18 protein-coding genes are annotated in these 25817 nt (G+C 45.9%); 16 read left to right on the top strand and 2 right to left on the bottom strand.

Annotation, left to right across the window (positions count from 1 at the left end; all coding sequences use genetic code 11):
• Window positions 1-288: 288 nt before the first annotated feature.
• The 6 genes from HQN90_RS39340 to HQN90_RS16185 all read left to right on the top strand — a co-directional run bounded on the left by HQN90_RS39340 (window position 289) and on the right by HQN90_RS16185 (window position 14855).
• Window positions 289-6690, top strand: coding sequence for a rhamnogalacturonan lyase family protein (locus HQN90_RS39340; protein ID WP_338042331.1), 6402 nt, complete (start codon window positions 289-291; stop codon window positions 6688-6690).
• Between the two features lie 216 nt (window positions 6691-6906).
• Window positions 6907-8745: a peptidase G2 autoproteolytic cleavage domain-containing protein gene (locus HQN90_RS16205; protein WP_338042330.1), complete on the top strand. Its 1839-nt coding sequence runs from the start codon at window positions 6907-6909 to the stop codon at window positions 8743-8745.
• Between the two features lie 210 nt (window positions 8746-8955).
• Window positions 8956-10158, top strand: a complete 1203-nt coding sequence (locus HQN90_RS16200) for an MFS transporter (protein WP_173220471.1) — start codon at window positions 8956-8958, stop codon at window positions 10156-10158.
• 103 nt (window positions 10159-10261) lie between these two features.
• The gene (locus HQN90_RS16195; protein ID WP_173220469.1) at window positions 10262-11764 is read left to right on the top strand and encodes an MDR family MFS transporter; all 1503 of its coding nucleotides are present in this window, start codon (window positions 10262-10264) and stop codon (window positions 11762-11764) included.
• A gap of 966 nt (window positions 11765-12730) precedes the next feature.
• Window positions 12731-14416 carry a dihydroxy-acid dehydratase gene (ilvD, locus tag HQN90_RS16190; RefSeq protein WP_173220467.1) on the top strand — a complete coding sequence of 562 codons (1686 nt, stop codon included), beginning with the start codon at window positions 12731-12733 and terminating at the stop codon, window positions 14414-14416.
• A gap of 61 nt (window positions 14417-14477) precedes the next feature.
• The gene (locus tag HQN90_RS16185; protein ID WP_476739326.1) at window positions 14478-14855 is read left to right on the top strand and encodes a GNAT family N-acetyltransferase; all 378 of its coding nucleotides are present in this window, start codon (window positions 14478-14480) and stop codon (window positions 14853-14855) included.
• Window positions 14856-14983: 128 nt separating this feature from the next.
• Here HQN90_RS16185 and HQN90_RS16180 read toward each other — a convergent pair whose 3' ends face one another.
• Window positions 14984-15199, bottom strand: a complete 216-nt coding sequence (locus tag HQN90_RS16180) for a hypothetical protein (protein ID WP_173220463.1) — start codon at window positions 15197-15199, stop codon at window positions 14984-14986.
• A 21-nt stretch (window positions 15200-15220) separates the two neighbouring features.
• Complete coding sequence (locus HQN90_RS16175; RefSeq protein ID WP_173220461.1) at window positions 15221-16165, bottom strand: alpha/beta hydrolase; 945 nt, start codon at window positions 16163-16165, stop codon at window positions 15221-15223.
• Between the two features lie 236 nt (window positions 16166-16401).
• Here HQN90_RS16175 and HQN90_RS16170 point away from each other — a divergent pair, with 236 nt between their 5' ends.
• The 10 genes from HQN90_RS16170 to HQN90_RS16125 all read left to right on the top strand — a co-directional run bounded on the left by HQN90_RS16170 (window position 16402) and on the right by HQN90_RS16125 (window position 25808).
• Window positions 16402-17397 carry an S-layer homology domain-containing protein gene (locus tag HQN90_RS16170; protein ID WP_173220459.1) on the top strand — a complete coding sequence of 332 codons (996 nt, stop codon included), beginning with the start codon at window positions 16402-16404 and terminating at the stop codon, window positions 17395-17397.
• A gap of 100 nt (window positions 17398-17497) precedes the next feature.
• Window positions 17498-18139: a pyridoxamine 5'-phosphate oxidase family protein gene (locus tag HQN90_RS16165; protein WP_420851052.1), complete on the top strand. Its 642-nt coding sequence runs from the start codon at window positions 17498-17500 to the stop codon at window positions 18137-18139.
• A gap of 24 nt (window positions 18140-18163) precedes the next feature.
• Window positions 18164-19111, top strand: a complete 948-nt coding sequence (locus tag HQN90_RS16160) for a helix-turn-helix transcriptional regulator (protein WP_173220455.1) — start codon at window positions 18164-18166, stop codon at window positions 19109-19111.
• A 66-nt stretch (window positions 19112-19177) separates the two neighbouring features.
• Window positions 19178-19717, top strand: coding sequence for a DinB family protein (locus HQN90_RS16155; protein ID WP_173220453.1), 540 nt, complete (start codon window positions 19178-19180; stop codon window positions 19715-19717).
• A 147-nt stretch (window positions 19718-19864) separates the two neighbouring features.
• On the top strand, window positions 19865-20203 hold the full coding sequence (locus HQN90_RS16150; protein ID WP_173220452.1) for a winged helix-turn-helix transcriptional regulator: 339 nt from the start codon (window positions 19865-19867) through the stop codon (window positions 20201-20203).
• 335 nt (window positions 20204-20538) lie between these two features.
• Window positions 20539-21093, top strand: coding sequence for a GNAT family N-acetyltransferase (locus HQN90_RS16145; RefSeq protein WP_338042335.1), 555 nt, complete (start codon window positions 20539-20541; stop codon window positions 21091-21093).
• Between the two features lie 646 nt (window positions 21094-21739).
• Window positions 21740-23401: a sensor histidine kinase gene (locus HQN90_RS16140; protein ID WP_173220450.1), complete on the top strand. Its 1662-nt coding sequence runs from the start codon at window positions 21740-21742 to the stop codon at window positions 23399-23401.
• Between the two features lie 39 nt (window positions 23402-23440).
• Window positions 23441-24061, top strand: a complete 621-nt coding sequence (locus HQN90_RS16135) for a response regulator (protein ID WP_173220448.1) — start codon at window positions 23441-23443, stop codon at window positions 24059-24061.
• A gap of 384 nt (window positions 24062-24445) precedes the next feature.
• A complete protein-coding gene (locus HQN90_RS16130; RefSeq protein ID WP_173220446.1) occupies window positions 24446-25189 on the top strand; it encodes a YveK family protein in 744 nt (247 codons plus the stop codon).
• On the top strand, window positions 25173-25808 hold the full coding sequence (locus HQN90_RS16125) for a CpsD/CapB family tyrosine-protein kinase (RefSeq protein WP_173220444.1): 636 nt from the start codon (window positions 25173-25175) through the stop codon (window positions 25806-25808). Before HQN90_RS16130 ends, HQN90_RS16125 begins: the two co-directional genes overlap by 17 nt.
• Window positions 25809-25817 lie beyond the last annotated feature (9 nt).

Below are 25817 nucleotides of genomic sequence, written 5' to 3'. Positions count from 1 at the left end.
AGTGCGTTTTTTGGCGTTTAAAAGTGCCCTCTGTTTTTTAAACAAAGACAACGGTTTATTAGATGGGAATATTCGCCAATTGCGACTATGATCAGAATTATATTTGAAGTTAGGAGGTTGGCACTTTATGTAACCTGCGAGAACGAAGTTCATGGCGAAGGATGGTGATGATGAAATACGCAGTAAAGCGGCTATCTAGGAAAGAATGCTTTTAAGTATTGAAAACGCATACACGACAGGCGGGTTAATTCTGTACAAGGTCATTGAAACAACAGAGGAGGCATGACTGTGAAGATTCACTTGAAGCGAATGATGTTGATTGTCCTTAGTTTGATGATGTTGATCTATACCATTGCGGCCGGAATTCCATTTCAGGTACAACCGGCGCATGCTGCTGGCTCCCAGCAAACATGGAAGTTCGATTTTGGGACGGCGGCTAGTCCAACCATGGAAGGCTTTACTGCCGTTCATGATAAACTCCTGTACACGCCTGAGCTTGGCTACGGTTTAACGGCTAATGTGAATTCGAGATATCGAACAGGGGTTGGCGATAATCTGACAGCGGACTTTTTTATCCCAGGTGCTTCCAATCCTTATACGTTCAAAGTTGATGTTCCTAATGGAAGCTATGATGTAACGGTTTATTCCGGTGACTTGCTGACAGGTACATCGACGACGAAAACATCTGTCACGATTGAAGGTCAATTGATGGGGACTATTCAATCGCGTCAAGCGGTTAATTCTGCGACTTACCGCGTGAGTGTGAGCGATGGTCAAATGACGCTGGATTTTGGCAATAATGGCTATGTTAACGGAATCACGATTGCGCCAGTTCTTCATGTGCCGCCGGCTGTTCCAGATGGACTAGCTGTGACCCAAATTACAACTACTGGCACTACGCCGGCTGTTACGCTGCATTGGAACAGCGTGACAGATGCCGTGTACTACGATTTATACCGAACAACCGTGGGCAATACGGTTAACGCTCAATTGATTCGAGTTACTGGACCAGATTATGTAGATACCAGTGTTACTGTAGGCTATAGCTATTCTTACCAAGTTGCTGCTGTTAATGCAGGAGGAGCAGCTTCAGCTCAAAGCGCAGCTGTTATAGCAGAGGTTGCACAGCCAGCGCTTCAAATTCCGGCGGCGCCAACCAACCTAACGGTAAGCAAGGTGGAAGCGCAAGCGGTGAGCTTGCAGTGGACAGCTTCGAGCGGTGCGAATGGCTATCTGATTTATCGAGCTAGCTCGCTAAATGGCGAGTTCGCTAATGTTGGGCAATCAACCACAACAACTTTCACCGATGCGTCGGCGGATGCCTCAACGGTTCAGTATTACCAAGTGAAAGCAACGAACAGTGCAGGTGTTTCGGCTGCTTCGAGCACAGTTTCCAGCACGAAGTATGTGCCAGCCCAGCCGCTTCCTGAAGGCTCGCCATTCAAGTTCGACTTCGGGCCCGGCGCCTTAGCAGATGGGTATATTCGGGTAACCTCTGCCTCCGCTTATTCGGCGCAGATCAAGTACGGATTTGCGAACACGCTGCTTGTCAGTGAAGGTGATCGGGGAACGGCAGATCCACTGAAATCGGATTTTGTTTCACCTGCGGGAACAGCCTTCCAAGTTGATTTACCGAACGGTGATTACACGGTAGCGATCCAAGCAGGCGATGCAGCCGCTGCGACAGATGTAGCGATCAAAGCTGAGTCCATTCAGAAGGTCGTTCAAACGTCGAAGGAGGCGGGGCAATTCCTGGAAACTTCTTTCGACATTGCCTTGGTTGACGGCCAGCTAAACTTGGAGTTTAGCGGGACAGCGCCGAAAATCAATTCGCTTGTTATTACGAAGCAGGAGGCTCGTCAAGCCGGTGAAATTCCTACGATTTATTTAGCCGGGGATTCAACGGTACAGACCTATGAAGAATATTGGAAGCCGCAGGCGGGCTGGGGGCAAATGATTCCTCGTTATTTCACGGATAACGTGACATTTTCCAACCGTTCCATCGGTGGTCGAAGCTCCAAATCGTTTATTGTAGAAGGGCGTTTGGACGAAATATTGCGTACCATCAAACCGAATGACTACTTCTTCATACAATTCGGCCATAATGATGCAACGATCAGCGTCCCAGAACGATATGCCTCTGTACCAGATTACAAAAACTATTTGAAAACCTATGTGAATGGCGCACGCCAACGTGGTGCAACACCGGTACTGGTTACGCCGATGGGACGTCGGGATTTCAATGCAGATACTGGCAAATTTAATGTAAGCTTCCCCGAATATGTGGCGGGTATGAAGGAAGTCGCCCAAGAGCTGGATGTCAAATTAGTCGATTTGAGCACACTCAGCGTTGCCTATTATGATTCGATTGGACCTGCGGCTTCTCTTTCTGTGTTCCTTCATTTGGAACCAGGTATTTATCAAGCCTTTCCTAACGGTTCGGCAGATAATACGCATTTCCAAGAGTACGGAGCGATTCAGATCGCACGCTTGCTCTCTGGAGGTATTAAACAATTAGGATTGCCCATATCGGCATTCGTCAAAGATGCCAATCTACCAGCTGCAATACCTGGGAAGCCAACAGGTCTTACGGTTGGAAGTATTAGCAACGCAGGTGCAGTGTTAAAGTGGGATGCGGTAGAAACAGCCGAAATTTATAAGATTTATCGCAAATTGTCCACGGATTCAGCCTACACATTGGTTGGAACAGCAACCATACCTACAACCAGCTTAGGCGGAATGAAAGAAGGATTTGCCTACGACCTGCAGGTAACAGCAGTGAATGGGCGGGGAGAATCCGTACCTTCGGATGTCATTTCACTTACGACCAAATCTGCGGTGTATAAGTATGATTTTGGTCCTGTTGGAAGCCCGGTTGCCGAAGGCTATACAGGTGTTACTTTAAACACGCTATATACACCTGCGCTTGGTTATGGAATCAAGTCGAATGTCGGCATGATTACGCGTGATCGCGGTGCTGGCGGCAATGATTTGGTTCGAGACTGGCTAGGCTATTTCAATGTCGGCTGGGAGTTCATGGTTGATTTGCCCAATGGGACCTACTCGGTCAAAGCCTATGTAGGAGATCTATCCGGCTCAGCCAAAACTTCGTTTGTAATTGATGGCAAAGACTACGGCACTGTGTCCGCAGCGAAGAATTCGATCTCAGAAGCGGTATTTAACCAAGTGCAAGTCAGAGACGGTCAAATGAATTTCGTCTTCGGCAGCAGCACAGCGATTGTGAACGGCCTTGAAATTACTCCTGTTCTGCAAGCACCCACTGGCTTGAAGCTGGATAGTCTTGACTTAGAAGCGGACCAACCACAGGCGAGTCTTTCCTGGCATGCTTCAGAAGATGCGGTTGCCTACAGGCTTTATCGAAAGGCTGATGAAGCTCCGAATGCTGCGAAGCTTGCAGAAGTGTCTCAACCCACTTTTATAGATAAGACCATCGATGTTGGAATTCCATATACTTACACAGTGACTACTGTAGATAAAACAGGGAGTGAATCGGTCACATCACTGCCGCTAGCTGTTTCTACGATTGACCCAAGCAAGCCGAAGCCGGCAGCGCCTACAGAACTTATCTATACATCTGTTAACAAAAAGGACATCGGCTTGTCCTGGCAACCAGTCATCAATGCGAAATCCTACACGATTTATCGCGCTAAAAAAGAAAGCGGCCCCTTCACTCTGGTGGGAAGCTCCAAAACAACCACCTTCACGGATTCGACGGTATTGACAACGGTTCCCTATTATTACCGTGTAGCGGCCGTGAGCGTGGGCGGTATTTCGGAAATGTCGGCAGTGCTGGCAACACCGGGAACAACGAAGCTGGTCAGACAAATGGAATACTTGGACCGCTCGCTTGTGGCCGTTAAGACAGACAGAGGGGTCTATGTCGGTTGGCGATTGCTGGGGACAGATCCAGCTTCCATAACCTTTAATCTTTACCGAGATGGACAGAAAATAAATGCGCAGCCGATTACCGGAAGTACGAACTATGAGGATGCGGAAGGAACAGTGACTTCCAACTACGAGGTTAGGGCTGTCAACGACGGAGTAGAAGAAGCGGCAAATGGCTCCGTGCAGCCATGGAATCAGCCTTATTTTGATATTCCAATCCAAAAACCGGCAGACGGTGTAACTCCTGCTGGAGAAGTCTACACGTACAGTGCCAATGATGCCAGTGTTGGTGATTTGGACGGTGATGGCAAGTATGAAATTATTTTGAAATGGAATCCATCGAATGCGCATGACAACTCGCAGGCGGGGTATACCGGCAATGTTTACATGGATGCCTATAAAATGGATGGTACGCGGCTATGGCGTATAGACTTAGGCAAAAATATTCGAGCCGGCGCTCATTATACCCAATTTATGGTGTATGACTTGGACGGTGACGGGAAAGCGGAAGTAGCTTTCAAGACAGCCGATGGGACGATAGACGGCACTGGAACCGTCATTGGAGATGCCAATGCAGACTATCGCAATGCTACAGGTTATATTTTAAGCGGACCAGAATTTCTGACGGTTTTCAATGGGTTGACTGGCAAAGCGATGGTAACAACTAGCTACGAACCGCCAAGGGGCAACGTAGCCGATTGGGGCGATAGCTATGGAAATCGGGTGGATCGTTTCAATGCGGCTATTGCTTATTTGGATGGCGAAAGACCAAGCCTAGTCATGGCGCGCGGATACTACACGAGAACTGTACTAGTGGCCTACAATTATCGAGATGGTCAGCTTTCCAAGCTATGGACCTTCGATTCTGGCGAACCGGGCAACTCCGCTTATGCCGGTCAAGGGAATCATGGCATCAGTGTTGCCGATGTCGATAACGATGGTAAGGATGAAATTATCTACGGCGCCATGGCACTGGATGATGATGGCACAGGCTTATACAGCACAGGACTTGGTCACGGGGATGCGATGCATCTGGGCGACTTAGATCCGGATCGTCCTGGTATGGAAGTATGGGCTGTACATGAGCATTATCCGAACCCTTCCGGCCTTGAATTCCGGGATGCGGCCACGGGTGAATTAATTTGGGGAGTTGCTACGAATTATGATGTGGGCCGAGGCATGTCAGGCGATATTGATCCCCGCTACAAGGGTGAGGAGACATGGGCAGTTGGTTCATCTGAATGGAACTCAACTACGGGAGGTATTTATACAGCCAAAGGGGTGAAAATCTCCGATACGATTCCAGGTGCCAACTTTGGTATCTGGTGGGATGGAGATCTGCTTCGCGAGATTCTGGATCATGACTACAATGACGCGATCGCTGCAGGTGTCGGCAAAATTGATAAATGGGACTATATGAATAACAAGCCCGTTAATATAATGAAGGCACAAGGGACTTATTCGAATAATACAACCAAGGGAACACCCAATCTTCAGGCTGATTTATTCGGTGATTGGCGAGAGGAAGCCATGTGGAGAACAGAAGACAGCAGCGCACTCCGCATCTATACGACTACAGATAAAACCGACTATCGCATCTATACGCTAATGCACGATCCAGAGTATAGATTGAGTGTCGCTTGGCAAAATATTTCTTACAATCAGCCGCCTCATCCGAGCTTTTATTTGGGTGATGGCATGACCATGCCGCAAGCTCCAAGCATTACTGCGGTTGGCCAACCGCTGGGTGATGCCGTATTTGCCGCGAATATCAGTAAACCGACGAATACAGATGTTACGGTTACAATCAGCTACCCATCAACTGCGTATGTGAAGGAATTTAGGCTGGGTGCAAATGGTCCATGGAAACCGTATACGGCTCCAGTCGTCATTACTGAGAATACGTCGTTGTTTGCAAGAGGAACTGATGCTTCAGGTCAAATATCGAAAATAAGCAGCTTTGTTGTTAGTAATATTGATAAAATAATTCCTACAGCAACGGTAGCCTACAGCCAAACTGCGCCAACTGCCGGAACCGTTGTTGCTACACTTACACCGAGCGAACCTGTAACAATCACGAATAATCAAGGTTCAATCAGCTATGCCTTTTCCTTTAATGGCAGTTTTACCTTTGAATTCGTTGATGCTGCGGGTAATAAAGGAACGGCTGTGGCTCAAGTAAGCAACATCACATCGAAAAGTACAAACAAACCGGGCTTTCCTGTTCTTACAGATGACAATGGGTATGACTCTGGTCTTCAAGATGGGGATTACAAGATAACGATGAACATGTGGTACGGAGATAACGGCAATGTGTATAGGCTGTATGAGAATGATGTGCTCATTGATACTCAGACGCTTACCGACAACTCGCCAAATGCACAAACAGCAGCAACGTCGATCAGCGGCAAGAAAAATGGCACCTATCGCTACTATGCAGAGCTGACGAATGCATACGGTACGACGAAGAGCAGTGTACGTACGGTTGTAGTGACCAAAGCTAATCCGGAGAAACCCGTCCTGTCGAACGACAATTGGGATGGCGATGGGAACTTCAAGATTAGCATGAACATGTGGTGGGGAACGAACGCAACAACGTACAATTTGTATGAAAATGGTGATCTCGTCTATACTCAAGCATTAATTAGTTCAACACCATCGGCTCAATCGGCCGTAACAACGATTGCTAATAAGGCCAAAGGCAGCTATGACTATCGTGCTGAACTGATTAATGGTGCAGGAGCAACCTGGAGTGATACGATGAATGTTAAGGTAACGAAATAATGGCATGTAATTTGGACCCGCGGCTTCCGCGGGTTCTTTTCTTTTTGTGTGTACTAGGAAACAGGAGTAGTAGTTCAACTTTTTTAAAATAGACTATTACTCTCTCACATTAATGAATATATCCAAGCAAATGGTTGCTAAACACATAATCTATAACATGATGATTCATCTCAGATGAATCTTCAATCTATTTTTCATACAAAAGGGGGGAATGATGTGGCTTGCAATTGTAATCCGAATTGTAATCAAAATGCCAATGGGAACTGTTCACATGCAGAGGGATTAAGTACATTCGCCAACGGTGTAGCATCCCATGCCGAAGGCTTTCAAACAATTGCACAAGATAATACGGCTCATGCGGAAGGAAGCACGACGTTTGCGGGCGGATCTGCTTCACATACGGAAGGTTATTTGACTATGACAATGGCGGATACGGCACACGCGGAAGGAAGCACAACAACTGCGGGAGGAGTCGCCTCGCATGCAGAAGGATACTTGAGCGTAACGACAGCGGATATTGCACACGCGGAAGGGATGGCAACTTTAGCAACGGGGATTGCTTCGCATTCCGAGGGCAGCAATACCTTCGCCAATGGTCAAGCCTCGCATGCGGAAGGAACAGGCACACAGGCGCTGGGGAATTTCTCCCATGCCGAAGGGCAAAGTACTCTCGCTAGTGGATCACCTGCTCACTCTGAGGGGCTGATGACTGTCGCCAGTGGGAATTTAGGTTCTCACGCGGAAGGACTTCAGAGCGCAGCGCTTGGCAACTCCGCGCATGCTGAAGGGGAAGGGAATACAGCAAGCGGAAGAGCTTCGCATGCGGAAGGCGGCGGCGTAGACACCCTCGGAACCCCTGCTCCTAACATTGCGAGCGGGTCGAGTTCACATGTCGAGGGGACAGGCACGCTTGCCATTGGATTTGCCTCCCACGCCGAAGGGGGGACGGTAGATGTTACGAGCTCAACAGGTCCAATGGCAATTGGAGATTTCTCCCATGCGGAGGGACTAAGCACGATTGCAAGCGGTACCGCATCCCATAGCGAGGGACAGCAAACGACTGCCAGTGGTAATGTGGGTTCCCACGCAGAGGGACAACTAACAAAAGCTACTGGAGCAGCTTCCCATTCAGAAGGATTTCAAACAACAGCCAGCGGGCCCTCTGCCCATGCCGAAGGGGCGAATACGCTGGCTAGTGGTCCCTTTTCGCATGCGGAAGGCGTAGGAACAACGGCGAGCGGTAATTACTCGCATGCCGAAGGGGCAAACACAATCGCTGATGGTCAGGTTTCCCATGCTGAGGGATTCCAAACAATGGCTTTGGCGGCAGAGTCCCATGCCGAGGGAGAAAATACGACAGTGACATCCGCACATATTGGTTCTCATATCATGGGACAAAATGGCTCATCCCGATTTCCTTATTCTTGGCACTTGGCCAATGGGATTGTAGACGGACCGACGCTGAATTCAGCTGTTATTGAAGGCGGTACAGGAAATCTATATTTGGATGGGACCGTACTGTCTCCGAACGCAGCGGATTATGCGGAAATGTTTGAAACCACAGATGGCGGGCCGATTGATGTAGGTTATTTTGTTACTTTTGACCATGCAAGTGATAAAATTCGAAAAGCAAATACAATGGATAATTACATCCTCGGGGTCGTCAGTGCGAGACCAGCGATCATTGCGGATTCGAGCGAACTAAGATGGCATGACCTTTTTGTCACCGATGAATGGGGAAGAATTCAATATCAGGATGTGGTTGTTCACGAGGTAACGAATGAACTCGGGGTGGTCATTCGACCGGCCTTTATCAAAGAGGAACCTATCATAAATCCAAACTGGGATGAATCACAAGTGTATATTCCTCGCTTACAACGGCCGGAATGGGTCGCTGTTGGAGTCGTAGGTAAACTTCGAGTCCGTGATGACGGCACTTGCTTGGCTGGTGGATACTGTATGCCTAATGATGACGGTGTAGGGAAAGCGGCGGCTGCCGGTTATCGGGTCATGAAACGGACGGGGCCTAATCAGGTTCTAATTTTCGTGAAATAAGAGTTGGTTTGACTGAACGCCGAAAGGCGTTTTTTTATTTTCGTTCATTTTAAATTTATAGACAAAAATGCATTTTATCTATAAATTTATTATAAATACATTGAAATTTAATAAACATTAATGTAATATGTCTATTTATTGGTGGTAATAAAATAAAAATGTTTACTTTATTGCTCCGAAAATAATTTTAAAGGGAGGATATGAATTCACATGTTTTCAAATCGTTATGTACGAACCATCTTCGTATCCCGTGTGCTCTTGCAGCTGGGTATTTGGATCCGCAATTTTGCTGTTCTGCTATATGTCGCAGAGTGGACGAATAATGATCCGCACTATGTATCTCTGATTTCGGTTGTCGAGTATGCGCCTATGTTTGTGTTTGCTATAATTGGAGGCTCATTCGCTGATCGCTGGCAGCCAAAACGAACCATGGTCGGAGCGGATTTCATTTCTGCCTTATCTGTACTCATTGTTCTTATTGCTTTTCACTACGGTTCATGGATTGCGCTGCTCTTAGGAACATTCGTATCGGCAAGCTTATCTCAATTCTCACAGCCTTCTGCCATGAAAATTTACAAGAAGCATGTAACCATGGAACAATTGCAAGGCGTGATGGCGATGAATCAAACCTTAATTGCGATATTTATGGTCTTGGGTCCGATTATTGGCACTTTTATCTATCTTCAGTTCGGTATAGAAGTTTCTTTGATGCTCACACTTGTTATGTTCTGTGGCTCAGGCGTCATCTTACTGCGGCTTCCTCGCGATCACAAAGAACCAAAATCCGAAAGCTCAAGTCATTTTATGAAAGATATGATGTCTGGACTTCGGTATTTATGGTTTAATCCTTCACTGAGGACGCTAAGCGTAACCTTTGCTGTCACGGGAGTGGCATCAGGCATCATTCAACCCCTATCGTTGTTCATCGTCATTGAAAATCTGGGGTTAGACAAATCATTTTTACAGTGGCTTTTACTGACAAATGGGGCAGCGATGCTGTTAGGCGGTATTAGTATCATGGGGATCGCCAAAAAGATTAAACCACAAATTTTGCTTGCCGTTGGTTTACTTGTTAGTGCTTTTAGTACGATACTAGTTGGCGTATCACACAACATTGTGTTGACTATTGTGCTTCAAATTATTGCCGGTTTATTTTATCCATGCGTTCAAATCGGTATTCAAACCCTTATGATTAGAAATACCGAAAGTGCGTTCATGGGACGGGTCAGTGGAGCGATCACATCGATTTTTATGGGGATGATGGTAATGGGGATGTCGGTTTCTGGCTATTTGAAAAATGAACTATCGCTACTCACGGTATATATCGTTAGCGGCGTTTTACTTGTCATAGGAGCAGCACTGTTAAGCCCACTCACCCAAAAAAGCGGCAATCATTCTAGTTCTCCAGACTGAGACAATTTAAATCCCCAAGTCGGATGAAGGAAGTTCATTTTGGTTTTATGCTTATAGAGAAGTAAGAAGAAGCAACCAATATGGATGAAGATGAGGTGTCCTTTTGAAAACGCAAGGAAATAATAAGAAACTGGTTCTTATCGGATTGCTGTTAGGTCTGATATTCTCGGAACTGGACCAAACGATTGTATCCACAGCTTTGCCAACCATTATTAGAGATTTGCACGGTTTATCGCTATACGGGTGGGTTGCCGGTATCTACATGCTCTCCATCACGATGTTTATGCCGATTTTCGGCAAACTGGCTGATATTTACGGTCGCAAGAAGATTTATTTAAGCTGTGTGGCTTTGTTCTTGATCGGGTCCATCATTTGCGGTTTCGCAGATTCCATGACGATGCTTTTGGTTGGCAGGGGCGTTCAGGGCATCGGAGCAGGTGGGCTCATGCCCCTTGCCATGATCATCATCGGAGATACATTTCCATTGGAACAGCGAGCGAAAGTACAAAGTTTGGTAGGCCCGCTGCTTATTCTGCCACAACTGCTTGGGCCGACGATTGGCGGCTATTTTGTCAGTCATATTAGCTGGCATTGGATTTTTCTCATCAACATTCCGGTTGCAATTGCCTCAGCGTTTGTTGTTTCCAAAGGCATGCGCGAGTCTGTCGGGACAGAGAAAAAGGTCATTGATTGGGCGGGAGCTTTCACGCTTGTACTGTCGATGCTGTCCCTGCTGCTTGCTCCTGTTCTCATTGATGTCAAAGGGTATTCATGGGGTTCTCCCATCATCATTAGCTTATTAATAGCAGCTGGAGCGCTGATTATCCTCTTTGTGCGGATTGAAGCGAGAGCGAAGGAACCGATTATTCCACTAGTCTTATTTAAAAATCGCTCGATTATCGTGTTATCTGTTATTGTTTTTCTTACAATGCTGGGCATTATGGGCGGTATGTCGGGATTCCCTTTCTTCGCTCAAAATGTGATGGGCTTATCACCAACAGCATCAGGCTATTTATCGTTAGCCTTCATGGCCGGTGCCATACCAGCGAGTATCGTTTGCGGGAATTTGATTACCAAAATTGCTTACAAGCATCTTTTCATCGTTTCTTTTGTCTTTCCTTTCATTAGTTTTATTCTGCTGTCCCGCATAGGTGTCGATACGACCGTTCTCTATGTGATCGTTGCCTTTTTCATTCTCGGACTCGGTATTGGCGTACTATTCGGCTCGGATAACTTGATTGTGCAGGAATCTGTGCAGAAGGAGCATAGCGGGGTAGGAGTTGCAACGGTTCAGTTGTTCCAGGCAATTGGAACTACGCTTGGTTTCAGCATCTTTGGCAGCTTGCTGTCCAGAAATATCTCGAGTGGGATCTCGGGATTATCCGCTCAGTTTCCCGAGGGAACGAGCGAAACGATTATGAATGGCGGCATTCCGAAGGGGATTTCTGCGGAACTGCTGATGAATATTAAGCTGATTTTCACTGGAGCTTTCCAACATATTTTTGCCATCAGCATTGCTTTCGCGATTGTAGCCTTTCTTGCTTGTTTGTTCATGAAAAAGGAAGTACTTTCGACCATGGTAAAATTCGTTTCCACCAACGAATAGGGGGAGCTGCCATGTGGAATCTATATGAGATAGAGAAAAGATACGAGGAGCAGGTCAAAGAGATAGAGAGACGCTCGCGAAATGCACACTGGTACGATAAGGCAGAGAAAAGGAGTTTCAGGCCCCTTCCGATAGCTGGGGGGCTTTCACTGCTTGCCTTGGTTGCGATCGGTTATTTTTTATATTAGACATTAGCACGGTGATCATGTTTACATCAATGCCTTTTCCTTTTATATTCTACTTGACGAGCTTCTCAGCAGCAAAAAGCAGCCGGAAGCCTCATGAGCCTGCCAAAAAGGCAGTCTCATGAACTAAAAAAGCCCCAACCCCCGAAAAAGCAAGCTGAGCCCGCCGAAAATGCCGTCTCAGCAGCAAAAAGTAGCCGGAAGCCTGCCGAGCCTGCCCAAAAGGCAGTCTCGTGAGCTAAAAAAGCCCCAACCCCCGAAAAAGCAAGCTGAGCCCGCCAAAAATGCCGCCTCAGTGGCAAAAAGTAGCCGGAAACCTCCTGAGCCTGCGAAAAAGGCAGTCTCATGAGCTAAAAAAGCCCCAACCCCTGAAAAAGCAAGCTGAGCCCGCCGAAAATGCCGTCTCAGTAGCAAAAAGTAGCCGGAAGCCTGCCGAGCCTGCCCAAAAGGCAGTCTCATGAGCTAAAAAAGCCCCAACCCCTGAAAAAGCAAGCTGAGCCCGCCGAAAATGCCGTCTCAGTGGCAAAAAGTAGCCGGAAGCCTCATGAGCCTGCGAAAAAGGCAGTCTCATGAACTAAAAAAGCCCCAACCCCCGAAAAAGCAAGCTGAGCCCGCCCCAAAAAGCCGTCTCAGTTTTTTTACCTCTAAACGCGGTCACTCATCCATTGAGTGGTCGCGTTAGAGGCTTTTTCATTTTCACAATAAAAAGATTGCATTCAATATTCGTATGCGATATATTGCATATAACAAATCAACGATCTATACGAGAGGATGCATCCCTATGACCGACAAGAAAGACTTGAGAATTCGCAGTAAAGTGATAAGCGAAGGCGTGAACCGCGTTCCCAACCGTGCGATGTTGCGTGCGGTTGGTTTCAAGGATGAGGATTTCAAGAAGCCGATGATCGGTGTTGCCAGCACTTGGAGCGAGGTTACGCCTTGCAATATTCATATTAATGATCTCGCTTTGCACGCCAAGAAAGGCGTTCAGGAGCACGGGGGAGCCCCGCTCATATTCAACACGATAACCGTCTCCGATGGCATATCCATGGGGCATGACGGAATGTTGTTTTCTTTGCCAAGCCGCGAGGCCATTGCCGATTCCATTGAAATCGTTACTGGCGCAGAACGCTTTGACGGTTTGGTTGCAGTTGGCGGATGTGATAAGAATACACCAGCTTGCTTAATGGCCATTGGCAGAATGAATCTGCCTGCGGTGTATGTGTATGGAGGAACGATTCAGCCAGGGAAGCTGGATGGGAAAGATGTGGATATCGTCACCGCGTTCGAGGCTGTGGGGCAATATCATGATGGGCGCATGACGGAAGAAGAATTGCACAAAGTGGAATGCAGTGTTTGCCCTGGGGCAGGAGCATGCGGCGGCATGTACACCGCGAATACGATGGCTTCAGCCGCAGAAGCTTTAGGAATGAGTCTGCCGGGTTCCTCTTCTACACCTGCCATCTCGGCAAATAAAGCCTTAGAATGTGTCAAAGCTGGCGGAACGGTTATCGACTTATTGGACAAAGGCATCTATCCACGAGATATTATGACGAAGCGAGCTTTTGAAAATGCGATCACAGTTGTTATGGCCTTAGGCGGATCAACCAACGCTTTCTTGCATTTAATCGCCATCGCTCATTCTGTAGAAGTTGAGTTAACGTATGATGATTTTGAACGGATTCGTATGAAGGTCCCGCATATTGCTGATCTGAAGCCCAGTGGTAAATATGCGATGCAGGATTTGAATGATATTGGCGGAGTGCCAGGTGTCATGAAACTGCTTCTTGCGCAAGGACTGCTTCATGGTGATTGTTTGACCGTAACAGGGAGAACGTTGGCTGAAAATCTAGCGGAAGCTGCACCGCTAAGGGAAGATCAGGATATTATTTATCCTTTTGATAAACCCTTGAAAGCTACAGGTCCTCTTGTTGTATTAAAAGGAAACTTGGCGCCGGAAGGAGCCATCGCCAAAATGTCCGGCATGAAAAAGCTGCGATTTACCGGCCCAGCTCGGGTATATGACAGCGAAGCCGCGGCAACGGAGGCGATCCTCAGAGATGAAATCCAAAAAGGCGATGTGCTAGTCATTCGCTACTGTGGTCCCAAAGGCGGACCCGGTATGCCGGAAATGCTTTCTGTCACGGCTTTAATAGTAGGAAAAGGTCTGGGCGGTGAAGTTGCGCTGATGACGGATGGCCGATTCTCGGGGGGATCACACGGCTTTGTTGTCGGGCATGTTGCCCCTGAAGCGCAAGTTGGTGGACCGATTGCTTATCTCCAGCATGGCGATGCGATCACGATTGATAGTGAAACCCAGGAAATTTCCTTCCAGATCACAGCTGAGGAATTAGAAAAGCGCAAGCAAGCTTGGATTCAGCCGCCATTAAAAGTAAGCAGAGGTGTGCTTGCTAAATATGCGCGGTTAGTTTCTTCGGCCTCCAAGGGAGCCGTTACTGATTTATAGGGATGGTTCAGGATCACCTTCAAAGGGTAATGATGACTAATTCGTTATTATCCTTCAGGAGGTGCCATCATTTATGAATCAAATCAATCCAACATTTCGGGAAGCGGAAGAAGAAGTCGTTGTCCAAAAACAAGGGAACAGCTATATCTTAAATACGATAACCGGCACGGTAGGGGAAATCACTTATAAGCTTGTTGATGTGGATACGTGGGTCATTGATCATACGTTTGTTGACCCGCGTTTCCGCGGGCGGCATCTTGGACATCAGTTGCTGAATTTGGTAGTTGAAGAAGCGAGAGAGAAAGGCCGCAAAATCATTCCATCTTGTTCATTTGCTCTGGAAGAATTTCAGCAAAATCCCGCATATGCAGACGTTTGGGAGAAGTCAGATACGAAATATTCGGATGTGTACAGCTCGGAAAGTGCCCAAAAGCAGTAGCTGATGAATATAAATAGCTTAGCCTGGTAAATGAGGAAAAGCTGCAATAGTGCATCTTTTTTCGCTCAGAATGACCCATATTCTTAAATTCCTGCAAAAGTGCAGGTTCTTGCGGTACTTTTTAGATTTTAGTCTGAAAAAGGCCAAAAAGCCTGCACAATTGCAGGCTTTTCCTCTTTTTCGGTGATACATTGAAAAAAGCCTGCATTTTCGCAGGCTTTCAGTTGCAGCGGCACACTAGTGCCTGGGATGTCAGGCTTTTTGATGATCGTATGGATCAGCAACAATTTATGGAGGCTGCCGGCACAAACGGCAGCCTCTTTTAACGGCCAGCTTAGTTTCAATGAAAACTTGCGAAGCAGCTTTTATTGCTCGCGCAGCCATGCGTTCGCGAGCAGTATCGCCCCGCGCGCCGCGGCGGTGTCGGCCAAGGCATTCAGCATCACGAAATCGTGGATGATGCCTTGGAAGCGCACGGCGGTGACAGGCACGCCGGCTTCGCGGAGCTTATTCGCGTAGGCTTCGCCTTCATCGCGAAGCACATCGGCTTCGCCCGTGATGATCAGCGCGGGCGGCAGGCTGCTCAGCTGCTCGAGCGTTGCGCGCAGCGGCGAAGCCGTAATCTCCGCGCGTTCGCGGGGATCAGCCGTGTATTGATCCCAAAACCACTGCATCGCATCGCGGCGCAGGAAATAGCCTGTCGCAAACTGTTCATAGGAATCCGTCTCGAAGGAGGCTTCGGTTACCGGATAGAACAGAAGCTGCTTCCGAATGGCCGGACCTTTGCGTTCCTTGGCGACCAAAGTAATCGCAGCAGCCATATTCCCTCCAACACTATCGCCTGCAATGGTGATGCGCTCTGCGTCAAAGCCTTGATCGCGGCTGTTCTCCGCAACCCATTGCAATACGGCATAGATTTCTTCTAAGGCCGTTGGGTATTTAGCTTCCGGCGATAAGCTATAATTCGGAAAAACAACAGCAGATTGGGATCCAACGGCTAGTTCACGAATTAGCCTATCATGTGTATGCTCGTTGCCAAACACCCAACCTGCTCCGTGGATGTAGAGGATGACAGGGAGCGGATCGGGAGCATTTTTGGGACGTAAAACTCGCACAGACACGGGCCCGATCGGACCTTCCTTTATCGTAAAATCTTCTATATCGACGGGTTCTTTATGTACGGGCTCTGACTGCACCTTGTCGACCGTTTCTCGTCCTTTTTCAGGACCAAGGTCAAAGAGGAAAGGGGGTTTTGCATTGTCATCGGCAAATTTCTGAGCAGCAGCCTCAAGGTGAACTTTATTGGGCATAGGTGTATCCTCCTTTATTACTTGCTTACTACTAATTAAACCAACAGCTTGCTAATGAAACTACGAATGTAGGATGCCCATCATAGAGGAACTGTGCTGCCGAAAGGCGGCTTTTTTCAATGTTGAAGTTCAAAGACGTTTATTTCCTTATTTTAACAACTTTATATGCTGCAAGACGTCTAATGAAGTGGATCTTGTATGTACGTTTTGACAATATAAATAACGAGGTGATTTTTTTGGAAAAGTATAAAAAACAAGTCCTTTTGACTTTACTTTCCCTCCAAATGGTTAGTACATGTGCAACAGCTTCAGGTGCTAGCAGCGAATCGTTTTCTGATATATCCAATTCTTTCTGGGGATATCCGCATATTCAATGGGCACTTGATCATGCCGTTATTGAAGGATATCCGGATGGCACATTTCAGCCAAATTCGGAAGTTGATCAATTTGAATTTATTGCGATGCTAATTAGAGCCTATCACCCTGCAGATTTTGCACCAAGTCCAGAATCTTCGAATTGGGCAACACCCTATGCAACCTACGCAAATAACATGAATTGGAAAACTGTTGCTCCATCCTCCTTGGGGGGTCATGCAACGACACATATGAGTATGTCCAGAGGAATGGTCGCTCAAATGCTAGCGAATGCCACAGGAAGGAATTATAGCAGAGAAGATTCAATTCGCTATGTACTTGATACTGGATTGGCTGAAGGGAAGACTGAGCTAAGTGTAGACGGGTTTCATAGCGGTGACTTTGTTACAAGAACCGAGGCCGTCACATTTATTGAGCGAATGAAGGTAAAGTTTGACCATTTGCAGGCGAACCCGCCCAAAGAGGAACACTATCAGCCAATCACGACCATGTTGTATGAAAATGATACTTATCATTTTTCACTTCAGCTGCCTTTAAGCTGGTCTGACAAGTATGACATCGTTGATCAAGCGGTTTCCTATGGTCACAGTATTAATTTTATTAACAAGGCAACTGGAACAGGTATCTTATTTACCCTCGCTGTATGGGATAAAGAGGAATGGAATTTAAGCAAAGAAGAAATAAAAGGAATCATTCCGATCTCGGAAATAGGCGAAAAAGGGAATCAGGTATTTCTCTTTTTTACGCCAACAGATGTTCAATATGATCCTAGCGATGAGAAGGGGATGGTTGATTATTTAGCCATGTTTCAAAGTGTTAAGATGATTAAGCTCACTTTTAAAATTATCAATGAGTAAAGCCAATGAAGTCATTGCAAAGGCTCCTTTTTACGAGAAAATGTGTTATTATGCTCTTCATAAGCAAGCACTGATTATTTCATAGATGCAAATGGGAGGGTTGTCATTGCCAAAGATTAATCCCAACGAATTGGTGACTACGGAAGAGGAGCTTCGCTCGATACTTGGCTATCCGAGCGAGCTTGTGAATAAAAAGGTCATTTCTCACATTGATGCACATTGCCGTGATTACATTGCCAAGTCGCCGTTTGTATTCATCTCAACTGCGGATGCGCATGGCAAATGTGATGTTTCTCCGAGGGGGGACGCAGCTGGTTTTGTCCACATTGTCGATGAGAAAACAATAATCATTCCAGATCGTCCGGGGAATAAAAGAGTAGATACCTTTCGAAACATGATCAGTAACCCGGAAATCGGATTGCTTTTTCTAATTCCTAGTTTCGGCGAGACTTTGCGAATAAATGGTCGAGCCTTTATTACGAAGGATAAACAACTGCTTCAAGCGATGCGGGCGAGTGATAAAGATCCGCTTCTAGGCATCGTGGTGCAGGTGGAAGAGTGCTTTCTACACTGCGCAAAAGCGTTTAAGCGTTCAGGCTTGTGGGAGCCAGAGTCCTGGCTGCAAAGAGAGATGCTGCCTTCAGCGGCCACAATTTTGGCAGATCATGCCAAGCTTGAAGGGATAACTGCTGAGGTTATCGCAGATCGTTTGGCAGAAGGATATTCCAAACGATTATATTAACAATTGAAATAGGTGGCTGTTCATATGAACAAAACGGATCGGTTATTAGCTATCGTCTTGGAACTTCAGAGCAAAGGAACGCTGCGTGCTGAGGATTTGGCAGATACGTTTGAAACCAGTCGCAGAACGATTTATCGTGATATTCAGGCTCTAAGCGAAGCGGGAGTGCCGGTCGTCGGGTCGACAGGAATCGGCTATTCCTTAATGGAAGGTTATTTTTTGCCGCCACTCAGCTTTACGATTGAAGAAGCGGTATCGCTGCTGATTGGGACGGATTTTGTCGTACAGAAATTCGATTCCAGCTATGGGGCGAAGGCGCAGACAGCCCAGTCCAAAATTGAAACGATTTTACCAGAACGTATTCTCGATGAGGTACATCGAATTCGCAAGACAACCAAAGTTGTAGATCCTAACCTAGCTGAGGTCAGTTATAAGGAGAAGGAATATCTAGCCATACTGCGTCAAGTCATATTGACGCTTACCAAGGTGCAATTTCAATATTCCAAAATTAGGGCTGATACCGAATCACATCGCCATCTGGTTCGTAAAGTTGCGCCTTATGGCCTTATTCTTATTAATGGTTCTTGGGTATTAATTGCTTTTTGCGAGCTGCGGCAAGAGATCCGGCATTTCCGCTTGTCCCGAATGAGCGATCTGATCGTTACGACGGAAACCTTCTTGCTTCCTGCTGAATTCAATCTTCAAAATTACAAAACCGTTGATGATCGCAATATTCATGTACGCATGCTTGCGAAGCAGGGGATTGCGAACCGCATCAAAGAATCGAATAATTTCTACTTGGAAGAAATGGCGGTTAAAGATGAACAGTTGGAACTGACGTTTCGCGTCCGACAGATTGAAGATATCCTGTCATGGGTACTCAGTTGGGGCTCGGATATCGTAGTCATGGAACCAGAATCTTTACGCATTCGAGTTCGTGAAGAAATTGAATTGATGTCCAAGAGCTACTGACAGGATGCTGTCAGTAACTAAGGTGTATGATGAGGCTATAAATCAAGAAGGAGCTGTTTATAACCTATGAATACGACACAAACATTACAAAAGCTTGAAGAGATCATCCACTTGTATGAGGCAGAATTAACTGAGTTCAGCATGGAGCAGTTGACACGCCAGCCAAGTGAAACGGAATGGTCATTAGGACAAGTGTATGTTCATTTAATCCAAACGTCGCTGTATATGCAAATTCGAAATATCGAGACATGCTTACAGCCGAGTGAAGCAACCGTAAACGCAATCGCAGGAAAAACTCAGGCTGGTGAAGCTGTTTTTGAAGCAGCAAGCTTTCCGCCGATCAAGATTTCTGTTCCCGCGTCACCGCAATACACGCCTTCGCAGCCACTCGACAAAGAGCAGATCATGAATGGTTTGCAAGCTGTGCTTAGCAAGCTGAAGGAAATCCAACCTCAACTGGAGACAGCTCCAGTTCATCAGACGGCTGCACATCCTAGATTCGGCGGGCTTCATGCGAAGGAGTGGTTTCAGTTGATCGAAATGCATTTCCGTCATCATCGCCTGCAGATTGATCGTTTGAAGCAAGAGCTAGAAATCAGCATTTAGAATGGCTTGACGTAAGCCTCTGAGCCCACAGCTAATGGGTACTCAGGGGTTTTATTTTGATTTTGGATAAATGAATAGTTGCCGTAATGCTTCTAATTACCTATAATTTCCCTTAAGGAATCATTAGTTTAGAAGGAGAAAAAGAACATGAATAGTCATGAGCCGGTCATATTGACCAAAGGCGAACCGGGCGTGTTGTGCCCAATTGCCAAGACATTAGATTTAATTGGGACCAAATGGACCTTTTTAATTGTTCGCGACCTATTAATAGAAGGAACGCTGCGCTTCAGCGATCTGCTGAAATCTATGGATGGCATAAGTCCCAAGACCCTCTCGCTGCGACTTAAGGAGTTGGAAGCTAACGACCTATTGGTTAGAAAGGTGTACCCAGAAGTGCCGCCACGCGTGGAGTATACGTTAACGGATAAAGGCAGGCGTTTGGAAGGCATCTTCGTGGAGTTGAAAAGATTTGGTTTACAGTTATAAAGGAGAAATGTGATATGAGTTTATTTCGATTCGTGGCATCTGACTATCCGCTTCCAGAAGTCAATCATGCAGATAAAAAAGCGAATTCAGAGGGATTGCAAGTCTGTATTTGCAAAAACCCGCCTTACGGTTTGGAGCGATACATTAAGAAGAACTATATTTATTGGCTTGGCGGAAGTTTCGATTCAACATGTTTAGATCAACTAACTGACTATGTGCTGTCCATCATGAAAAAGGAAACTGCTATTGAACTGTGGGCAATCTCTTATGGAGAGGAAGAAGATAACCAAAAGGTTGTTCATCGAAATTATAAAGCAGACGATGTTGATCGGACTATTTTTGAAACTTTTAGCACGTATGGGTTCTGTTGCTTTACTTTTTGGAAGTCCGCGGTTCAGATAGTACCATGGGCAGAGACGGACTTTGACCTGCTGCATCAATTAAATATTCCCGAAATGCTGGATCATTTAGGGGGACCTGAGACGGATGAGCAGGTGCACCAACGACATAAGCGGTATTGCGACCTAAGTGCAGTGGGGAAAGGACGAATGTTTAGCATCGTACTTATGCCTGAAGGTGTTTCCGTCGGAAATGTAGGTTACTGGGAAACCAGTTGGCAAGGAGAAATGGTCTACGAGATGGGATGGGGGGTACTTCCTCCATTCCAAGGCAAGGGCATTGCAGCATTGGCAACCGCTGAAGCCATCAAACAAGCCAAAGCTGAGCAAAGGCTGAGGTTCATTCATGCTTTTCCTTCTGTCGATAATCCAGCCTCCAATGCGATATGCCGCAAGCTTCATTTTCAACTGGTGTCCGAATGTTCGTTTGAATACCCGCCGGGAACTTTCATGCATTGCAACGACTGGCGTTTGCCTATTATGGAACAATAATCGCAACGGCGAAGGTAGTTAGAACTAGATATGATCAGAAAAGGGGCTGCTTCTATAGGCAGCTTCTTTTTGTTCTTAGGTTTTAGCTACCACTTTGAATTCCATCTTGGTTCCTATTTATATAAATTTTGCTATTTGGTAAGGTTAAGCTACCTTCTAGGTGCAACCAACATTTGGCAGACAAGGAACTGATATTTGATCTTGCAGGCATCACTGATGTACCTGTCGTGCTGAAGGAGGTCCATTCATTCTCATCCATAAGGAATACCTCATTACAAGTGTGAGGAATCCTTACATGATTAAGTCCTTTTTGTGGGATTATTATTAATTTTTTGAAAAAAAGTTATGAGACAAAAGAATGAATTCTTGTCTGGTGCTTATCTCCTTCCCTAAAAACGATTTGTAGCGTAAGTAGGCCAATGTGATCAAAATAAGTAGATCAGAATGCCTGAAAATTGCATTTTTCCATTTTTTGAGACAGAAAAATACATTTTACACGAACCCTATAGGAATAAGTCATGGACATAATTGTAAAAATTTTACTGTTTTGTTCACTGTCATCTTGGGTATTGTTGAAGAAGTAATCTAAATAATGACGGGATTGGTCTGTAAAAAATTAAATAACAGGTAAGGGATGGTTATACGAATGAGAAGAATGTTCTCAGGTGAGGGGCAAGTCTTTTACTTGTATCGATATATTTCTTTAGCTGTTACTTCGTTTGTTTATGCGATTGAAGATCGCGGGCCCCCAATAGGGCTGAAGATGTGTATTATCCTCTCTTTATTCTTATTTGCCAAATGGATAACAGACATGTATACCAAGAGTGGACAAGCTTCTAGGGTTGTTAAAATCACGGTTGGCTTGGAAATGGCAGGTATGATGATTCTGCATCTTCTCAGCGGCGGAATGGAAAGTCCATTCCTGTGGTGTGTTTTCAATCCTGCTTGGATGGCAGCCAGTTATCTTTCCTCCGTATATTGCTGGTTTATGATGATCAGTTATTTCTTATTTGTCACCGCTTTTTCCTTCATCTTTGTTAATCCGAATCACCAGGCATTAGGTCATATGTTGATTAGTGATAATCATTTCTATCTGGTCCTATTGTTTATGACCTTATCCATCCAATTACTCGTCGGTGTGAAAACCAGACTGGAAATTGCCAATACGCGTACGACGGAAACGATGGAGCACATGAAATCTCTCTACCAAATTGTAGAAGCTGCTACGCACAGCGAATCGGAGAACCTGAAAATTATTTTCGCTGAATTTGCTCTTAAACTAACGCGATTGAGGATGTCATTTTTCTGGGATGTGAATGGACATGAGCGGGATGAGCGAATTATTACGCAAGGTGTAACCCAAGCAGGCGTCGAAGCGTCGCTCAGTGCAGCCATCGAAAGCAATGTCACAGAGTTAAGACAGTTGGATAGCTGCATGGTGATGACACTGCCTGAACATGGCGAGTTTCTGGTTATTCCGATCAAGTCGTCGACCCGGTTCTGGGGTGTCATGGGGGTGAAGATTGAGCGTTCAAGTTATGAAGAAGGAAGGCATTGGTTCGTTAAGCAGTTGTATTTTCTGTCAGAGCTCTGTGCGGTGATCTTGGAAAGACACCAGTTGGAGCGAATAGAGAACCAATTAATGATTATTGAGGAGCAGAATCGGATTGCCGATGAGATGCATGACAGCGTCTCTCAGTACATGTTCGGTATCGTCTATGCTGTACATTCCCTGAACCGCAAATGGGATGATATTTCGACAGATCAGATTAAGGAACAATTGCAAGTGATTCAAGAATCGTCGGTGGCCGCATCGCAAGAGCTTCGCTCAACGATTTATAGTCTAAGCTCACGGAAAAATGGCGGCGATTTCTGGATTACGACCGTCAAATCCCATTTGGACAGCTTGTCCAAGCTCCATGCGGTCAAAGTGAATTTTAAAGTAACCGGTGACGATCATGGTTTACCTCTTAATTATCAAAAGGCGTTGTTCCGCATCATCTCCGAAGCAACAGGAAACGCCATTCGTCATGGCAGCAGTACGCAAATCTATGTGGAATTGAGTATTAAAATGAGTGAGATTCATTTATCTGTTTTGGATAATGGACGTGGATTCTCTGTAACTGAACGGTTAGCAGATCCGATGTCATCCGGACTCGGTGTCAATAACATGAAGCTGCTCGTCCATTCATTGGGTGGAACGATTGACATCACCAGCAATGAAGGGAAGGGCACGCATATCCAAGTGGCACTACCCATACAACAGCAAGAACAGAAAGTACCGGATGAACTTCAAGCGATGGGCTAGACAAAGTAAAACCCCATTCTAACGAAAGCAGGTGTTACTGTGAAAGTCATAATCGTAGATGATCACCCTTTAGTGCGTAAAGGTTTATCGGCCGTATTAAAGCTGGAAGCGAATGTGGAAGTGACAGGCGAAGCAGAGACGGTTGAACAAGCTATGGAGTTAATTCATAAAACAAAGCCCGATTTAGCCATCGTGGATCTTAAACTAGGCAATCGTTCCGGGATCGAAGTGGTGGAACAGATTCGCGAGTCGTCCTGCCGCAGTATTATTCTAACTTCATCGACCATGGAGCAGGATGTCAGGAAAGCGGAAGCTGCTGGAGCGGACGGATATGTGCTGAAAGAAGCATTGCCGGAAGAGCTGCTGTTAGCCATTAAGTTGATTTTCAAAGGCAAGAAATACTATGATCCGGGTCTGATGGAGATGTTGTTCAAGAAAGAGGATGAAGACAGCTTCAGCAAGCTAACCCCCAAAGAGCGGGAAGTATTGATTGGGCTTGGGGAAGGGTTGTCGAATCAAGGGATGGCCAAGAAGTTGATGGTTACGGAGTTTACGGTGAAGAAGCATGTCAGTCAAATTCTTAATAAATTAAGTGTAAATGACCGTACCCAAGCGGCTTTGTTAGCACAATCTAAGGGATTAGTCAGCAGTTTTCAATAACCAAACCGAAGCTCGTCTGGTCCGAAAGTATACCATTGCTTTCTTACATATAGCCAATAGTGCATATACCAAATAGACCCAAAAATCACAATATTGAGTAATATCATAATTCTGAGAATTCATATAAGCTTGATATACAACCAAATAAATGACAAAAAGCGGCATTCTTTCTTCCTTCTGACACCATACGAATTCTGGGATGTTAACCTGCTAATACTGTCGAAAGAGATTGAAGAATGCTCTGAATAAAGGAGTGATTGAATGTCTGTTCGATCGTGGGGGTAAATCAAATGAAACGCTTTCATTACAGTAATAATAGCTTAGAATAGTTGGAAAATCAATGATGTTTCTTGGGATTTAAAATCTTTTTTTCGGGAGGGTGTCATGGAGAAATCGCTTCTGGATTACTTTATGCTCATTCGCAAAAAGCTGTGGATGATTGGCTTGTTCGTTCTTCTCTCCTGCCTGACAACCTTCTACGTCAGCAAAACTTTCGTGGAGCCGGTGTATAAGGCCAATACGCAAGTTTTGGTAAGCAGTATGATCAAGAGTGAAGAGGCAATGGATCTAAACGAGGTAACAAAGAACATAAACCTGATCGAGAGCTACAAGGAAATTATTAAATCGGATCACACGATTAACTTGTTGCTGCAGAGTCACCCTGAATTCAATCTGACGCAGAAGCAGCTGCTGAAGAATCTCAAAGTGAGCTCAACCGACAAGACACAGATTATCAAAATTGAGTTGGAAGACAAGAGCTATGATAAAGCGGTGCTGATTACCAACGCGCTTGCTGACACGTTCATAACCGAAATTCCAGGCCTAATGAACATGAACAATGTCAAAGTTCTTTCTTCCTCCGATCCGAAGGTGAAGCCGCTCCCTGTAAATTCAAGTATGGTCATCAACCTAGCCGTGAGCTTCATTCTCTCCGCTATGGCAGCTATTGGTGTTTTCTTCTTCCTAGAAAATATCAATGATACCATCCGCTCTGAAAAAGAAGCTGAACATGTTATTGGTTTACCAGTCCTCAGTTCCATTGGAACGATCAAGAAGAATGGTGTGGGTAAACCGGCTAAAGCAGCGAGTAGAGAGGTAGGCGAACAAACCTATGCCACAGTTAAGTAACGTGCTTGTCACGGAGCTCGATCCGGTGTCACCGGTATCAGAAGCGTTTCGCGCTTTGCGTACTGCAATCAGACACAAGAAGATCGTACCTGCGGATAAGGGCATCGTGCTCTTGATTGCCTCGCCCAAATCGCAGGAGGGCAAAACAACGACAGCAGCCAACTTGGCGATCACGTATGCCCAAGAAGGCAAGTCCGTCGTTATCGTAGATGGCAATTTACGCCAGCCTGCCATCCATGAATTGTTCGGTGTTAAGAACACTAAAGGTCTGCTCCACGGCTTAAACAAAGGATTAAGTTTGGCAGAAATTGTAACGCCAACTGGAATTAGAGGTCTTGATCTGATTGCGGCAGGCGGTCAACCTACGAATCCGTCAGAGCTTCTAGGTTCAAGGGGCATGTCAGAGCTGCTCAGTCAGTTGAAGCTGCAATATGATGTGATCCTCTTGGATTCCCCATCAACGTTAGATTATACAGATGCTAGTTTATTGACCGAGTACAGCGATGGCGTTGTCTTGGTAGCGAAGAACGGCAAGACCAAGCGTGAATGGGCGAAGCAAGCCAGAAGTCAGCTAGAACAGTCGGGAGCCAGAATGCTTGGCATCGTGTTCAGTCAATAGGTTGAGGCT

Source organism: Paenibacillus alba (genome assembly GCF_013204855.1).
Lineage (GTDB): Bacteria > Bacillota > Bacilli > Paenibacillales > NBRC-103111 > Paenibacillus_E > Paenibacillus_E alba.
This window is presented reverse-complemented; position numbering and strand designations above follow the sequence as displayed.

Coding starts and splice junctions, on each gene's coding strand:
- HQN90_RS16200 (WP_173220471.1), top strand. CDS start 8,956: ATGTTTTCAAATCGTTATGTACGAACCATCTTCGTATCCCGTGTGCTC.
- ilvD (WP_173220467.1), top strand. CDS start 12,731: ATGACCGACAAGAAAGACTTGAGAATTCGCAGTAAAGTGATAAGCGAA.
- HQN90_RS16175 (WP_173220461.1), bottom strand. CDS start 16,165: ATGCCCAATAAAGTTCACCTTGAGGCTGCTGCTCAGAAATTTGCCGAT.
- HQN90_RS16160 (WP_173220455.1), top strand. CDS start 18,164: ATGAACAAAACGGATCGGTTATTAGCTATCGTCTTGGAACTTCAGAGC.
- HQN90_RS16155 (WP_173220453.1), top strand. CDS start 19,178: ATGAATACGACACAAACATTACAAAAGCTTGAAGAGATCATCCACTTG.
- HQN90_RS16150 (WP_173220452.1), top strand. CDS start 19,865: ATGAATAGTCATGAGCCGGTCATATTGACCAAAGGCGAACCGGGCGTG.
- HQN90_RS16140 (WP_173220450.1), top strand. CDS start 21,740: ATGAGAAGAATGTTCTCAGGTGAGGGGCAAGTCTTTTACTTGTATCGA.
- HQN90_RS16130 (WP_173220446.1), top strand. CDS start 24,446: ATGGAGAAATCGCTTCTGGATTACTTTATGCTCATTCGCAAAAAGCTG.
- HQN90_RS16125 (WP_173220444.1), top strand. CDS start 25,173: ATGCCACAGTTAAGTAACGTGCTTGTCACGGAGCTCGATCCGGTGTCA.